A 15,358-nucleotide genomic window follows, 5' to 3' on the forward strand; every position below is an offset into this window, starting at 1 on the left:
CTCCCTATCCCTTCACAGCCCCGGCGCTGAGCCCCTGCACCAGGAACCGCTGCACGACGGCGAAAACGAGGACCACCGGCACGGCCGCGACGACGCCACCGGCGGCGAGCGCACCGAAGTCGGTGTTGAACTCACCCAGCGCGTAGCTCAGGCCGACCGGCAGCGTGAACTTGTCCTGCCGCGACGCGAACATCAGCGCGAACAGGAACTGGTTCCAGGCGCCGATGAACGCGAACGACCCGACCGCCACGAGCGCGGGCTTGAGCTGCGGCAGGGTGACCGCGAAGAACGCCCGCATCCGCGAGCAGCCGTCCACCATGGCGGCTTCTTCCAGCTCGTACGAGATGTTGCGGACGAACCCGCTCATCAGGATCAGCGCGAGCGGCAGCTGGAACGCCACTTCCGCGATGACCAGGCCGGTGAGGCTGTTCAGCAGCCCCGCGCCCTTGAAGATGACGAACAGCGGGATCAGCATCATCGCGCCGGGGATGAACTGGGTGCAGAGCAGTGCCAGCAGGAACACCCGCTGGCCGCGGAACTTGAACCGGGCCAGCGCGTAGCCGCCCATGGTCGACAGGATCGTCACGAACACCAGCACGCCGAGGCCGATGATCACGCTGTTGTAGAAGAAGATCCCGAAGCCGATGTCGTTCCACACCGTGTCGAAGTGCTCCAGCGTCATCGGCCACGGCACGAGCTGCGTGGAGCCCGTCGGCCGCACCGCGAACACGAGCATCCAGTAGAACGGGATGAGCGTGAACAGCAGGTACACGACCAGCGGCACGTGGATGAGCCACCGCTTGCCCGGTTCCTCGGCCACGGCCCGGCGGCGCCGCTTCGTCGGACGCCGCGGCGGTGGCGGGGTGTTCACGGGGGGTCGAGTCAACGTTTCGGTCATGCCCGGCTCCCGAACTTCGACAACCGCAGGTACAGGATCGAGAAGAACAGCAGGATGAGGAACCCGGCGACGGTCAGCGCCGAGCCGTACCCGAAGTTGTGCGAGTCGACGGCCTGCCTGGCGACGTACAGCGGCAGCGTGGTGGTCTGGTTCGCCGGACCGCCGCCGGTGAGCGTGTAGATCAGGTCGACGTTGTTGAACTCCCACACCGCGCGGAGCAACGTGGACAGGATGATCGCGTCCTTGAGGTGCGGCAGGGTGACGCTGGTGAAGCGCCGCCACCGGCTCGCGCCGTCGACGGACGCCGCCTCGTAGAGGTCCTTGGGGATGCTCTGGAGGTCGGCGAGCAGCAGGATCGCGAAGAACGGGACACCGCGCCACAGCTCGGTGACCACGAGGGCGTCGAACACCGTCTCGGGGTTGCCGAGCACCGAGGTGCCCGGCGAGCCGATGCCCAGCTCCGAGAGCTCCTGGAAGATGCCGGTGGACGGGTTGAGCAGCAGGATCCAGATGCCGGTGGTGAGCACGCCGGACACCGCCCACGGCGAGAACACCAGCGCGCGGGCGACGCCGCGGCCGATGAACGTCTCGTTCACCACCAGCGCCAGGATCAGGCCGAGCAGCAGTTGCAGCCCGACTTCGACGAACACCCACTTGGCGCTGAACGCGAGGCTCTGCCAGAACAGCGGGTCGTCGAACAGCATCTGCTTGAAGTTGTCCAGCCCCGCGAAGCCGTTCTTCCACGGCTGCGTGACGTTGTACCGCTGGAGGCTGTAGTAGACGACGCTCCCGATCGGGTAGATCAGGAAGACCCCCATCAGCACCAGCGTCGGTGCGATCAGCGCGTAAGGCGCCCACGTGCGAGTCCTCATGCGGGGTTCCAGTCGCCGAGGTACGCGCGGAGGGTGTGCTGCGAGGCCTGCTCGGGGGTGAGCTGCGGCCGGTCGGCTCCGGTCGTCGCGCCCGCGCCGGAGTTGCGGTACTCGGCGAACCTGGCGTCGCGCCAGGAGAAGCCGGACATGTCGGTCCACGGCGCGGCCTTCACGGCGGCGGGCAGCTTCGTGTCGCGGATGACGACCGACGCGATGGCGTCCGGGTCACCGCCGGGGTGCCACGGCCGGCCGAGGTAGTACGTGCCCGCGGGCGCGTCGCTCACGATGGTGGAGTTCATGATCAGGAAGCCGTGCGGGTTGTCGCGCCGCGTGCTGGCGGCCGTCACGTAGCCCGCCGGAATTCCATCGGGGTGGTCGCCGCCCCGGTCGAGCGCCCGGATCGTCACCTGGTCGAACACCGCCGTGGCGCGGCCGAAGATGAAGTCGACGTCGCCTACGATCTCGCCACCCCGGTAGTACTGGCGGGCCCGCGTCCCGGCGGCCCGCGTGTCGGCGTAGAGGGTGTCCTGGTGGCCGATGAACCGAACGCGGTCGTAGTACTGGCGGTCGCCGGTCGCCTTCACCGCGACGGCCTGCGTGGACGTGATCTCGGGGTGCGCGGCCCGGTCGAACGAGTTGCTGAACGTCAGGTCGCGCGCGGTGAACCCGTCCGCCTCGATCGTCGCGGTGGCCGAGCCGGTGGTGCCGTAGGTCGTCCCGTCGGGCTTCTTGGTGCCGTTGGCGTTGTCGTAGTCGATGACGACGTCGCGCGCGGTGCCGGTGGAGCCCTTCAGCAGCAGGTCGGGCTTGGTCCGGGGCACCCGGATGACCTCGCGGTACACGCCCTTGCCGATGGTGATGGTGGTGCCGGGCGGCGCGGCGTCGATCGCGGCCTGCACGGTGTCGAAGTCGGTGCCCTTGGCCACGTGGTAGCGCTCGCGCTGCAACGCGCCGGCCTGGAGGTCCTTGACCCGCACGGCCTGCTCCAGGCCCTTGTTCAGGGTGGGCGTCCAACCGGCGTCACCGGAGAGCTGCGCGGTCGGGTTGGCCGCGTTGAAGGCCGCGAGCACGTCGGTCGGCCGACCGTCCACGACCGTGCCCACCTCGGTGATCGCGGTGCCGCCCCAGTTGTGGACCAGGTCTTCGACCGCGCCGCCGCCGGACAGCTTCACGTAGTTGTTCTCCACGTACAGCGCGGACTGCACGCCGACGCCCCAGGCGTAGACGAACGACGGTCCCGGCTCGTAGAGGTTGTTGTAGACGTGCACCTTGCCGAACCGCACCCGCGGCAGCCGCTCCTCGACGTTGCGGAACACGTTGTGGTGGATGGAGACGCGCAGCTTGCCGGGATCGGTGGTCGAGGTGTTGGACGAGCCGATCAGCATCGTCTTGCCGTGGTCCTCGAACAGGTTGTACGACGCCGTGACGAGGTCCGTGCCGCTGGTCATGTCGAGCGAGCCGTCGTGCTGCTGGAACGGCCGGCCGAAGTAGGTCGGCGACGCGCTGTCCGGGTGCGGCTGGTCGGTGAACGTGTTGTGGTCGACCCACACGTTCGTCGCCCGCTGCAAGGACACCGCGTCGTAGTCGGAGTTCCAGTTGCCTTCGGCGCCGTCGGTCGGGTCCCACTGCGGGAAGCAGTCGCGGGTGTCGCGGAAGGTGAGGTTGCGGATGATCACGTTCTGCACGCCGTGCACGCGCACGTTCGCGCCGGTGATGCCCGCGCCGCGGCCGTCGCCGACGATCGTGGTGTCGGAGCCGACGTTCAGCGCGATGGCCGCCGCCTGTCGACGCGCGGATGCCGCACGGGCGTCCTCCAACGGGCCGCTCGGTTCGGTGTCGCGCCCCCAGACCGCGGGGTCGTAGGCCGCCAAGTAGCCCGCGAGCGTGTACCCGTCCGTCGCGTAGGTGGAGCAATCGGCGCGCAGGTCGATGACGCCGCGCACTTTGATGACGCGCGGGGCGGGTGCGGCCAGGGCGGCCCGCAGTTGCTCCGCGTCGCGCACCACGTGCGTTGTGGTCGCGGCCGACCCGCCGGTCGTGCCGGTACCGCTCGAAGCCCAGCCGTCACCGGCCTGGAGCACCTGTTTGCCCAGGTCAAGACCTGCGTGCACGGGCGCCGCCGCGATCACGCCGACGGCGCAGGAAAGCACGAGCGCAGAACTCAGTATCCGCATGACGAGGGGCCTTCCGCGGCGAGATCGTTCATATGTGTGAACGCTATCCAGAAGTGCGAACAGAGTATTGCGAAAGTATCCGCCGTACGTCAACGACGTAACTTCGTTCGACGCGCGTTCGACGACGCTGTTCGACGTGTGGTCGAATTCGAATCGAATTCGACTGCGGGGCGGGTCGCGGGCTGCCTACGGCCTGGAGGTGCGGCTCACCCGGCCGCCGGCCGACCGCCCGGAACCAGGAATGGGTTGTTCAGCCGGGCGGATCGACCCGGACGAAATCGCGCGGAATACCAGTCGACGCCATTTGTTCTGAACGCCTCGAAATTACGCTCAGGACAACCGGCGGAATGCGCGCCGAAGACCGGGACGGACACGGGCCGACCCGGAAGGACCTGGCAGCGGAGCCACGAGCGGCGTCCGGCGCGAGCTTGGAAAGCGCATTCCTAACGCTGTGCAGACGGCACCTGGACGGGCGGGCCAATCGCCAGGCGCACCCTCGGGGTCCGGTGGACTTCCCTTCGCACAATTGCCGGGAGGACCGCCGCCGTTGATCAACTACCGGCGGCCGACCGTCCCCGCCACTCGGCCACCACGTGCTCCACGTCGAACGGCATCAGGTTCAGCGGCGGGCCCGACATCGGCTTGCGGATCGCCTCTTCGATCCTGGCGTTGACCTCGGCCAGGATCGACCGCACCTCGGCCTCGCTCGACGCCCGTCCGGCGGCCTCACGTGCGGCTGCGGCCTCCTTGCGCAGCAACAAGGTGGGCGGGAGGGCGGTGCCCTCTTCGCGGCGGAGCTTCTCCTTCACCCACCACAGCTCGTCGTGCGGTGCGTGCAGGCCGCTCAACGGCTTGCCCGCGCCGGGCAGGTTCTCGAACTCGCCGCGGTCCTGCGCCTCGCGGATCTGCCGCTCGATCCAGGTCTCGAACCCGACGCCGGCCGGTTTGCGCTCGGTCACCGCCACCACCCCCTGCCACCGAGGCTACCTACCGGGCGAGCCTGGCCGCCTTGTCCATCAGGTACCGCTGCTCCGGCGTGCTCGTCGTGCGCGCCGCCGCGGCCCGGTAGTGCGCCACGGCGCGGGGCACGTCACCCGACATCTCGTGCAGGTGGGCGCGGACGGCGTCCAACCGGTAGTGGCCCGGCAGTCGCTCGTCCAGCGCGTCGATCAGCTTCAGGCCCTCTGCGGGACCGTGCACCATCGCCACCGCGATCGCCCGGTTCAGCGACACCACGGGGTTGCCGGTCATCCGCTCCAGCAGCCCGTACATGCCCAGGATCTGCGGCCAGTCGGTGTCCTCGGCGCGCAGCGCGTCGTCGTGGATGGCCGCGATCGAGGCCTGCAACTGGTACTCGCCGATCGCGCCGCGCTCCACCGCCGCCATGATCAGCTCGACGCCCTCGACGATCAGCGCCTTGTCCCACGACGACCGGTCCTGCTCGGCCAACGGGATCAGCGAGCCGTTCGGGCCGGTGCGCGCGGGCCTCCTCGCGTCGGTGAGGAGCATCAGCGCCAGCAGGCCCGCGACCTCCGGGTCGGACGGCAGCCGGGCGTGCACGGCCCTGGTCAGCCGGATCGCCTCACCCGACAGCTCCGTGCGGTGCAGCGAGCCGCCGACGCTGCTGGTGTAGCCCTCGTTGAAGATCAGGTACAGCACGTGCAGCACGGACCGCAGCCGCGCGGCGAACTCGTCCGGTCCGGGCATGGCGAAACCCGCTCCGCGCAGCTTCTGCTTGGCCCGGGTGATCCGCTGCGTCATGGTGGCCTCGGGCACCAGGAACGCGTTGGCGATCTCCGCCGTGGTCAGGCCGCCCACCGCGCGCAACGTCAGCGCGATCGCCGACGCGGGCGTCAACTCCGGGTGGCAGCACAGGAACAGCACCACCAGCGTGTCGTCCCGGTCCACCGCGTCACCGGGCGGCGGTGCGTGGGACACCTCGTCCTCGCGCCGACGCCGTGCCGCCTCGCTGCGGATCAGGTCGGTCATCTTCCGCACCGCCGTCTGCACGAGCCAGCCGCGCGGGTTGTCCGGCAGGCCGTCCACCGGCCAGTGCCGGGCCGCCGCCAGCAACGCCTCCTGCACGGCGTCCTCGGCCGACGCGAAGTCGCCGAACCGGCGTGCGATCACGCCGAGGACCTGCGGCGCGCACTCGCGCAGCAGGTCCTCGACGGTCTTGCCCACCGGCTCGGGACGGCTCACAGGTCCGACGACGCGGGTGCCGACATCAGCTCACGCACCTCGATCGGAACCCCCATCGGGACGCCGTTCGGACCGGGGGCGGCCGACGCCTTCGCCGCGATCTCCAGCGCGCGCTCCAGCGTGGTGTCGACCATCCAGTAGCCGGCCAGCAGCTCCTTGGACTCCGGGAACGGGCCGTCGGTGACGACCGGCGCGCCGGTGCCGGTGAACGTCACCGTCTTGGCCAGCTCGGGGCCCGCCAGGCCCTGCGCGTCGACCAGCTCGCCGTTCCCGGTCAGCTCGCTGCCCAGGTCGTGCTGGAACTGGATGTGCGCCGCGATGTCTTCGTGCGACCACTGGTCCATCGGAACGTCGCAGTTGGCGGCCGGGCCGTAGTTCATCAAGAGCAGGAACTTCGCCATCACGGACTCCTAGGTCTTCGTTCGCGCCCATCTTGGCGCTTTCACCCTGTGGACGGAGCCGTTCAGGACTTCCCTACACCCGCAAAGGTGACCTGAGTCACACCGACGCTCGCGGTTGTGCCCGGTAGTGGGCACAACCGCGAGCACCCGTCACGTCAGCGAGCAGAGGGGCCTCGGCGGAACCCAGCCGCTGGCGTCACCCGAGCCGTTGAACCCGACCTTGATCGAGGTCAGCGGCTGGATGGCGCCGTTCCAGGACACGTTGGCCACCGTCACGGTGGAACCGCTCTGACTGAACGTGCCGTTCCACCCCTGCGTCACGGCCATGCCGGCCCGCAGGTCGAACTGCACCCGCCAGCCCCTGGTCGCGGTCGCGTTGCCGTTGCGGATCTCGATCTCACCCGAGAACCCGCCCGGCCACTGGTTGACGATCCTGAGCGAGACGCCGCACTCGACCGGCCCGGTGCTGGTCGTGGTCGTCGTCGTAGTAGTAGTGGACGTAGTCGTGGTGGTCGTCGAGGTCGAGGTCGTGGTCGAGGTGGGCGTAGTGCCGCCGAGCGCGGACACCACGGCCGGGAACCACTTGTCCGCGATCTTGCGATCACCGGACGCGTTCGGGTGCACACCGTCGTAGGTGTCGGTCCCGGTGGCGAACCCGGCCCACTGGTCGACCACGGTGACCGGCGACTGCGCGGTGGACTTGCCCGCCGCCCAACCCGGGATCGCCGCGTTCAGGTCGACCACCCGCTGGGGGCACTCGGCGCAGGCGCTCGCCTCCATCGGGATGATCTTGGCGACGACCACCTTCATGCTCGCGTTGTTCGCGCGCATCTGGTCGACCAACTTGCCGTACGCGGCCAGGATGGTCGCGGTCGACCGGTTGCTCCACACGTCGTTGGTCCCGAAGTGCATGAGCACCACGTTCGGGTTGGTGGCGCCCAGCCACCCCACGAGCTGGTTCTGGTCGGCCACCGTCGTGACCAACGCGCCGCCGTGGCCCTCGTTCTCGCCGTCGTAGGCGAACCCGCAACCGTCACCGGCCCGGGTGCCGACGAAGTCGATGGCGGTGTGCCCGGCGTTGCGCAGGTCGCGGTCCAGCAGCGCCCGCCAGCAGCCCGGCGAACCGGTGATCGAGTCGCCGAGCGCCATGATCCGGGTCGGCGCGGCGGCCTCGACCGCCTGGCCCGGTGCGGCGACCAGGAGGCCGACGAGCGTGGCCAGTGCGGCTAAGAGTGCCGTGACAGCAGCTTTTCTCGACATCTCCGGCTCCTAGGCGGTGGCGCAGCTTGCGCCGTTGAGGGTGAACGAGGTCGGCACCGGGTTCGTGCCGTTCCACGAGCCGATGAAGCCGAAGCTGACCGAGCCGTTCACCGGGATGTTGCCGGTGTAGGACACGTTGGTCGCGCTCAGCGTGGCGGCGGACTGGCTCGTGCTGGCGCCCCAGGACTGGCTGACGGTCTGGCCGCCGGCCCACGTCCAGCGCAGCGTCCAGCCGTTCACCGCGGTGGTGCCGGTGTTCGCGATCTTGACGTCGCCCTGGAAGCCAGCCTGCCACTGGCCGGTGACCTTGTAGGTGACCGCGCAGCCACCCGTGCCGCCACCGCCGGACTGGGTCGTCACGTTGACCGTGCCGGAACGGGTGGAGCGGTTGCCCGCCGCGTCACGCGCGTAGACCGCGAACGTGTACGTCGTGCTCGCCGACAGGCCGGTGATGGTTGCGGTGGTCGTGGCGGAACTGGCCGCCGCGGTCTCCGTGGTGCCGTTCACGCGCACCACGTCGTAGCCGCTCACGCCGACGTTGTCGGTGGACGCGGCCCAGGACAGGGTGACGCCGGTGGACGTGACGCCGGACGCGGTCGGGGTGCCGGGCGTGGACGGCGCGGTGGTGTCGCCGGGGTCGCCGCCGCCGTAGACGCTGGCCTCGCGCGAGGTGGCTTTGATGCCGTTCGCGCCGTTGACCGCGCGCTGGCCCCAGGTCGTCAGCTGCGCGGCGTTGAAGCCGGTGACCATGTCCAGGTACTCGACGCCGCCGCCGTTGCCCGACCACGACCACGCCAGGTAGCCCAGCTTCAGCGACTGGGTGGTGGCGAAGATCGTGTCCTCGTCCGGGTCTCCGTCGGAGTGGTTGTGGCCGAACTCGCCGACCACGATCGGCAGCTTCGCCGTGACGAACGAGTTCAGGTACTCGTTGACCTTGGCGGCGGTGTTGTAGACGCCGTACATGTGGATGGAGAACACGGTGTTCTTCTGCGGGTCGGCGGCGAACACCGAGGCGGCGTTGTCACGCATGGCGTAACCCCAGTCCTGGCCCCAGTTCGGCGCGTCGACCATGATCGTGTGCTGGAAGCCCGCCGAACGCAGCGACGTGATGGCGTCCTTGGTCGCCTGGGTCCACCCGGTGTAGCCGGTGTTGCCCCACGGCTCGTTGCCGATGTTCAGGATGACGTACTTCTCCTGACCGGCCATGGCGCTCTGGATGCTCTTCCAGTACTCGACGGCGCGAGCCAGGCTGACGGCGCCGCTCTGCTCCTGGTAGCCGGTGGTGTCGTGCACCTCCATCACGCAGATCAGCTTGTTGGCCTTGCACTGCGTGATGACGTTGGTGACGTCGGCGGCGGTGTTGAGGGTCCACCGGTCGCCCGAGCTGAGCACGACGCGGACCGTGTTCGCACCCGTGGCCTTGATGTCCTTGAGGGCTTGGGTGGTGCGGTCGGCGTACCAGGTGTGCGCGTGGTTGACGCCACGCATGACGAAGTCGTTGCCGTTGGCGTCCAGGAGACGCCCGTTGCCGACCGTGAAACCGGCCGCGGCTTGCGCCGGCACCACGGTCAGCAGTGACAGGACCAAGGCGGCGATGGCGGCGCCGGCCAAGGCGAATCGCTTGCGCATGGATGTACCTCGCGTTGTTGTCGACGTTGACATAACGAGCGCAGGGCAGCGCGCCTACCTGCGGCAGGCATCCCACACCAAAGCACTTAACCGCTTAAGTGTCAACGCCGTCACCCACTGTCAACCACCCCCACCCACCACCCCCGCGTGAGTCCTACGTTCGCGTCGCGTGTGTCGTCCCTTCAGAACGCGTGAGTCCTACGTTCGGAACCCCCGAATTCAACGCTCAGAACAGGGTCGGCCGGCTCGGGCCGTTCTGAGCGTTGAACTCGGGGTACGGGAACGTAGGACTCACGGGTTCTGAACGTAGGACTCACGCTGGGGGGTGGGCGGTGCTGGAGCGGGGTACGAGTTCCGGGTCCGAGGTCTTGACCTGTTCGGCGGGTGCGCCGCCGATGACGTCCAGGAGCAGGCGGACGGCGGCGGCACCTCGTTCGGCGATGGGGCGGCGGACCGCCGAGAGGGCCGGGCGGACGAGGCGGCAGAGGGCGGAGTCGTCCCACGCCACCAAGGAGAGCTGATCGGGAACGGTCAGGCCCAGTTCGTGCGCCACGCCCAAAGCCGACACGGCCATCACGTCGTTGTCGAACACCAGCGCCGTCGGGGGCGTGCCGCCGGTCAGCACCCGCCGGGTGACGCGGGCGGCGGCCTCGTCGGAGTAGTCGGCGTGCACCACGCGGGCCTCGGTCAGGCCGAGCCGGGCGGCGGCCTCCGTGAACGCGCGCGAACGGGTCTGGGTGTGCACGAACTTCGTCGGCCCGGCCACCCTGACGACCCGGCGGTGCCCCAGGGCGACCAGGTACTCCAACACCTCCGCCACGGCCATCTCGTCGTCGGTCCACACGCACGGCAGGTCCGGCACGACGGGTTCGCCCAGCACCACGGCAGGCAGGCGGAGTTCGCGCACGAGCTCCACCCGCGGATCGTTCTGGACCAGGTCGACCAGCAGCACGCCGTCCACCCGGCGCTCGCCCCACCACCGCCGGTACGCCGCCAGCTCGGCCTCCGCGTTGTCCGTCACCTGCAGCAGCAACGACGTCGGCCCACCTGCCAACGCGCCCTGGATGCCCGAGATGAGCTGCATGAAGTACGGCTCGACGCCGATCACCCGCGCCGGCCGGTCCACCACCAGCCCGATCGCGTTCGCACGACCGTCGCTCAGCGAACGGGCGGCGCTGCTGGGCACCCACCCGAGCCGGTCCGCGATCTCCATGATCCGACGGCGGGTCGGTTCCGAGACGCCCGGCCGGTTGTTCAGCGCGTAGGACACCGCGCCGGTGGACACGCCCGCGGCCTTGGCGATGTCCGAGATGGTCGGACGCTTGGCTACCACCCGCGCCTCCTCGGTCGGTGATCAACGAGTTTAGACCGCTGTTCCGACCATCACGCCCGGTAGGGTGGTTAAGCGCTTAATGGATCACGTGAAAGGGGACCGCCGTGCCCTGGTTCGACCTCTCCGAGCGGGAGCTCGCGCTGTACCGGACCGAGACCACCGAGCCGGAGAACCTCGACCTCTGGTGGAAGTCACGGCTGGAGGAGGCCCGCGCCGGCGCGCTGCCGCCGGTGTTGACGCCGTACGCGGCGGACGCCTACGGGCCGCTCTCGGTGTGGGACGTCGAGTTCTCCGGCTACGGCGGCGACCGGGTTCGCGGGTGGTACGTCCGCCCGGCCGGTTCCGGCGTGCAGTCGCTGCCGACCGTCGTCTGCTTCATCGGCTACGGCGGCGGGCGTGGGCTGCCGTCCGAGCACACGTTGCTCCCCGCCGCCGGGTACGCGGTGTTCGTGATGGACACCCGCGGCCAGGGCGGGCGCTGGACGCTCGGCGCCACCCCGGACTCCGGGTTCGCCGGCCCCGAGCACCCCGGCGTGATGACGCGCGGAATCGCGACGCCCGAGACCTACTACGTCACGCGCCTCATGGTGGACGCGGCACGCGCCGTGGAGGTGGCCGCCTCGCTGGACGGCGTGGACGAGACCAGGATCGCGGTGTCCGGCGGCAGTCAGGGCGGCGGGTTGGCGCTGGCCGCCGCCGCGCTCACCGGCGAGGCCGTGAAGGTGTGCCACGCCGACGTCCCGTTCCTGTGCGACTTCCAGCGGGCGATCACGATCACCGACGCGGAGCCGTACTCGGAGATCTCCAAGTTCCTGGCGCAGCACGTCGACCTGATCCCGGCCGCGCTGGACACCCTGCGGTACGTGGACGGCGCACTGCTGTCGCGCAGGATCACCGCGACCTCGCTGCTGAGCGTGGGCCTGATGGATGAAGTGTGCCCACCGTCCACTGTGTACGCGGCCTACAACGAGATCACCGCGCCGAAGGAGATGGCGGTGTTCCCGTTCAGCGGCCACACCACGCCGCGGGTGCACGACGAGCGCAAGCTCCGCCACCTGCACGCGAACCTCTAGCGGGAAAGGCGGGTCGTGAGGGGACCACCGCCATAGCCCCCTCACGACCCTGCCCGGTCAGTGGACTCGGCGGCTCATCCGGGGCCTCGGGTAGCTCGACCCGAGGACTCCTGCGTCCACGACCAGCTTGTGGACCGCCGCGGGGCGGTCGATGAAGTGCTCGTTGGACTGGTCGAGCTCGGCGAGCTCGACCAGTCCGTCGATCAACGGGCCTCGGCCCGAGGCGTCACGCTCACGGGGGTGACCAGCACGCGGTCGTAGCCGACGACCCTGGTCTCGCCGGTGAGCCGGACGGACTGCTTCCAGCGGATGTCCGTGCTGGAGCAGCCGACCTGGAACACGATCTCGCCGGTCTCGACCACGCGGCGGCCGTCGCGGCCGGTGAACGAGGTGCGGTCGGCGTGCACCCGGAACGACACCTCGGCGGCCTCGCCCGGCTCCAGGTCGACCCGCGCGAAACCGACGAGCTGGCGCACCGGCCGGGTGACGCCGGCGACCGGGTCGTTCAGGTAGAGCTGGACGACCTCGGCGCCGGCCCGGTCACCGGTGTTGCGCACCAGGCACGACACCTCGACCTCGCCGTCGGACGGGAACTCCTCGCCCGCGGTGAAGTCGGACAGCTCGAACGAGGTGTAGGACAGGCCGTGCCCGAACGGGAACGCGGGCGACGGGTCGACCGAGCTGACCCCGCCCGGACCGCCGAGCGGCGGGTGCAGGTAGGTGGTCGGCTGGCCGCCGGAACCGCGCGGGACCTGCACGGGCAGCTTGCCGGACGGGTTGACGCGACCGCTGAGCACGCCCGCGACCGCGCCCGCGCCTTCCTCACCGGGGAAGAACGCCTGCACCACGGCGGCGGGCGAGTAGGAGCCGAGCGCGTACGGGCGGCCGGCCAGCAGCACGAGCACGACCGGCACGTCCAGCGCCAGCAACTCCTCCAGCAGCGCGCCCTGCACGCCCGGCAGGGTGAGGTCCTCGGCGTCGCAGCCCTCGCCGGACGTGCCGCGGCCGAACAGCCCGGCCCGGTCGCCGAGCACGGCAAGCACCACGTCGGCGTCACGGGCCACCGCGACGGCGTCCTCGATGCCCGACCGGTCGTCGCCGTCGACCTCGCAGCCCTTGGCGGTGGTGACCGCCGCGGCCGGGAACTCCTTGCGGACGGCCTGGAGCATGGTGTCCATGTCGACGCCGAGCGGCACGTCCGGGTGCTGCACGCCCACGTGGTTCGGGAACGCGTAGCAACCCATCAGCGCCAGCAGGTCGTCCGCGCACGGTCCGACCACGGCGAGCTTGCCGGTGTCTCGCAGCGGGAGCAGGTCGGCGGCGTTGTCCAGCAGCACCACCGAGCGCTCGGCCATGGTGCGGGCCAGGTCGCGCAGCGCCGGCGGGTCGAGGTCGACCGGCTCGTCGCGCAGCACGGCGGGCGACTCGGGCGACCAGCCCTCGTCGAGCAGGCCGAGCTCGCACTTCTGCGTCAACACGCGGACCACCGCGCGGTCCACCAGCGCCTCGTCCACTTGACCGGACCGCACCAGCTCCGCGAGCGGTTCGCCGTAGCAGCGCACGCTGGGCAGTTCCACGTCGATGCCGGCGGCCAGCGCCAGCGCGGCGGCCTCTCCCGGCGAGCCGGCGATGGCGTGCGCCGTCTCCAGGAACGACACCGCGAAGTAGTCGGCGACCACCACGCCGTCGAAGCCCCACTCGTCCCGCAACAGGTCGGTGAGCAGCGCCGAGTCGGACGCCGGCGGCACGCCGTCGATCTCGGCGTAGGAGTTCATGACGGACCGGGCGCCGCCCAGCCGCAGCGCCATCTCGAACGGCGGCAGCACCACGTCGGCGAACTCGCGCGGCCCCATGTGCACCGGCGCGTGGTTGCGCCCGCCGCGCGAGGCCGAGTAGCCCGCGAAGTGCTTCAGGGTCGCGACGATCCCGCTGGACTCCAGGCCCTTGGTGTACGCCGCACCGACGAGGCCCACGAGGTACGGGTCCTCGCCGATGGTCTCCTCGGTGCGACCCCACCGCGGGTCGCGCGACACGTCCAGCACCGGCGCCAACCCCTGGTGGACGCCGACGTCGCGCATCACGAGACCGACCTCGCGTGCCATCCGCTCGACCGTCACCGGGTCGAACGAGGCGCCCCACGCGAGGGGGATGGGGAAGACGGTGGCCTGCCAGGCGGTGAAGCCGGCCAGGCATTCCTCGTGCGCCATGGCGGGGATGCCGAAGCGGGTGTTCGCGACCAGCTTGCGCTGCGTCTCGGCCAGCACCTTCGCGCCGACCAGCGGGTCGACCGGACCCGTGCCGAACACGCGGGTCAGCTGACCCAGACCCGGCTTGGTCAGCTCGTCCCACGGCGGCAGCGGCTCGGCGAACTCGTGCTGGGCGGGAGCGACCTCCTGGTCGGTCTCCGACACGCCCACCCACACCCCGACCAGCTGGGCCAGCTTCTCCTCCAGGGTCAGCTCGGCCAGCAAGGCGGCGACCCGCTCACCGGTCGGCTTTCCGGGATCGGCCCAGATGTTCAGCACGGCGGCTCCTTCGTTGACGATCGGACGACGAGTTCGGTGGCCAGTTCCACCCGTTCCGTCTCCACGGGACGGCCCGCGATGAGGTCCGCGAGCATCCGGCCCGCGTGGCGGCCCATCTCGGTGAGTGGCTGGCGCACGGTGGTGAGGGCGGGGGACGACCAGACCGCGACCGGCAGGTCGTCGAACCCGACCACGCTCAGGTCGTGCGGCACGGAGAGCCCGATGATCCGGGCCGCCTCGATCACGCCCAACGCCTGCTCGTCGTTGCCCGCGAAGATCGCCGTCGGCCGGTCCGGCAGCGCCAGCAGCTCGGCCGCGCGGCGGAACCCGCCCTCGTGCTTGAAGTCCCCGTGCTTGACCAGCTCGGGGTTGAACGCGATGCCCGCGCGGTCCAGCGCGGCGCGGTAGCCGTCGACCCGCGCCCGGCTGCACAGCATCCCGGCCGGTCCGCCGATGACGCCGACCCGGCGGTGGCCCAGTCTGATGAGGTGTTCGGTGGCGGCGAGGCCGCCGGCCCAGTTGGTCGCGCCGACGCTCGGCACGTTCGGCTGCGGCAGGTCGACCGGATCGATGACCACGACCGGGATGCGCGAGTTGGCCAGCACGCGGCGGTCGGCGGCGGTCAACTGGGAGGTGACCAGCAGCGCGCCCGCGCGCCTGGCCTCGACCAGCGACGCGGCCCACGAGGTGTGCTGACGGGGTTTGTCCGTGGACGAGACCACGACGTGCAGTCCGGTGTCCACGACACCGCGGATGATCTCCACCGCCCAGGGGCTGTCGAGAGCCGTGAACACGAGGTCCACGAGCAGGTGCCCGGAGGCCCGACGGGACCCCACGGGCACGTAGTCGTACTCGGCGAGCAACTGCCGCACACGAGCCCGTGTCTCCGCGCCGACGTCGTCCTTCCCGTTCAGGACTTTGGACACCGTCGGGAGAGACACCCCCGCTGCTGCGGCAATCGTGGCCAACGTGGCTCGACGCATGGGCCGAT

The 15,358-nt window shown here is 70.3% G+C and carries 13 protein-coding genes; 1 reads left to right on the forward strand and 12 read right to left on the reverse strand.

All coding sequences use genetic code 11. The annotated features are described in order from the left end of the window. Positions 1 to 4 precede the first annotated feature (4 nt). From OQ02_RS10025 to OQ02_RS10070, 9 genes are all read right to left on the reverse strand, one after another. Positions 5 to 898, reverse strand: a complete 894-nt coding sequence (locus tag OQ02_RS10025; RefSeq protein ID WP_033438071.1) for a carbohydrate ABC transporter permease — start codon at positions 896 to 898, stop codon at positions 5 to 7. Beyond that, complete coding sequence (locus OQ02_RS10030) at positions 895 to 1,770, reverse strand: carbohydrate ABC transporter permease (RefSeq protein ID WP_033438072.1); 876 nt, start codon at positions 1,768 to 1,770, stop codon at positions 895 to 897. Before OQ02_RS10030 ends, OQ02_RS10025 begins: the two co-directional genes overlap by 4 nt. Beyond that, complete coding sequence (locus OQ02_RS45635) at positions 1,767 to 3,944, reverse strand: pectinesterase family protein (protein ID WP_231499950.1); 2,178 nt, start codon at positions 3,942 to 3,944, stop codon at positions 1,767 to 1,769. Before OQ02_RS45635 ends, OQ02_RS10030 begins: the two co-directional genes overlap by 4 nt. 551 nt (positions 3,945 to 4,495) lie before the next feature. Then, entirely contained in the window at positions 4,496 to 4,903 is a 408-nt protein-coding gene (locus OQ02_RS10045; protein WP_033438244.1) for a J-domain-containing protein, read from the reverse strand. A gap of 28 nt (positions 4,904 to 4,931) precedes the next feature. Next, a complete protein-coding gene (locus tag OQ02_RS10050) occupies positions 4,932 to 6,146 on the reverse strand; it encodes an RNA polymerase sigma factor (protein WP_033438073.1) in 1,215 nt (404 codons plus the stop codon). Continuing rightward, positions 6,143 to 6,547, reverse strand: a complete 405-nt coding sequence (locus OQ02_RS10055) for a YciI family protein (RefSeq protein ID WP_033438074.1) — start codon at positions 6,545 to 6,547, stop codon at positions 6,143 to 6,145. The genes OQ02_RS10050 and OQ02_RS10055 overlap by 4 nt, the downstream gene beginning before the upstream one ends. A 150-nt stretch (positions 6,548 to 6,697) precedes the next feature. Next, on the reverse strand, positions 6,698 to 7,807 hold the full coding sequence (locus OQ02_RS10060) for a cellulose binding domain-containing protein (protein WP_051772114.1): 1,110 nt from the start codon (positions 7,805 to 7,807) through the stop codon (positions 6,698 to 6,700). Positions 7,808 to 7,816: 9 nt separating this feature from the next. After that, positions 7,817 to 9,436, reverse strand: a complete 1,620-nt coding sequence (locus OQ02_RS10065) for a cellulase family glycosylhydrolase (RefSeq protein ID WP_033438075.1) — start codon at positions 9,434 to 9,436, stop codon at positions 7,817 to 7,819. A 313-nt stretch (positions 9,437 to 9,749) separates the two neighbouring features. Next, the gene (locus OQ02_RS10070; RefSeq protein WP_033438076.1) at positions 9,750 to 10,769 is read right to left on the reverse strand and encodes a LacI family DNA-binding transcriptional regulator; all 1,020 of its coding nucleotides are present in this window, start codon (positions 10,767 to 10,769) and stop codon (positions 9,750 to 9,752) included. A gap of 104 nt (positions 10,770 to 10,873) precedes the next feature. Here OQ02_RS10070 and OQ02_RS10075 point away from each other — a divergent pair, with 104 nt between their 5' ends. After that, the gene (locus OQ02_RS10075) at positions 10,874 to 11,842 is read left to right on the forward strand and encodes an acetylxylan esterase (protein ID WP_033438077.1); all 969 of its coding nucleotides are present in this window, start codon (positions 10,874 to 10,876) and stop codon (positions 11,840 to 11,842) included. Between the two features lie 57 nt (positions 11,843 to 11,899). On the opposite strand, the gene OQ02_RS43645 is transcribed toward OQ02_RS10075, so the two are convergent. Genes OQ02_RS43645 through OQ02_RS10085 form a run of 3 tightly spaced genes read right to left on the reverse strand, consistent with a single transcriptional unit; the run spans position 11,900 to position 15,350 of the window. Beyond that, the gene (locus tag OQ02_RS43645; protein ID WP_156076959.1) at positions 11,900 to 12,049 is read right to left on the reverse strand and encodes a hypothetical protein; all 150 of its coding nucleotides are present in this window, start codon (positions 12,047 to 12,049) and stop codon (positions 11,900 to 11,902) included. Next, the gene (locus tag OQ02_RS10080; protein WP_051772116.1) at positions 12,046 to 14,367 is read right to left on the reverse strand and encodes a glycoside hydrolase family 3 N-terminal domain-containing protein; all 2,322 of its coding nucleotides are present in this window, start codon (positions 14,365 to 14,367) and stop codon (positions 12,046 to 12,048) included. Before OQ02_RS10080 ends, OQ02_RS43645 begins: the two co-directional genes overlap by 4 nt. Continuing rightward, entirely contained in the window at positions 14,361 to 15,350 is a 990-nt protein-coding gene (locus OQ02_RS10085; RefSeq protein ID WP_033438078.1) for a LacI family DNA-binding transcriptional regulator, read from the reverse strand. The genes OQ02_RS10080 and OQ02_RS10085 overlap by 7 nt, the downstream gene beginning before the upstream one ends. Between the last annotated feature and the right edge of the window lie 8 nt (positions 15,351 to 15,358).

The organism is Saccharothrix sp. NRRL B-16314, assembly GCF_000716595.1.
Taxonomy (GTDB): domain Bacteria; phylum Actinomycetota; class Actinomycetes; order Mycobacteriales; family Pseudonocardiaceae; genus Actinosynnema.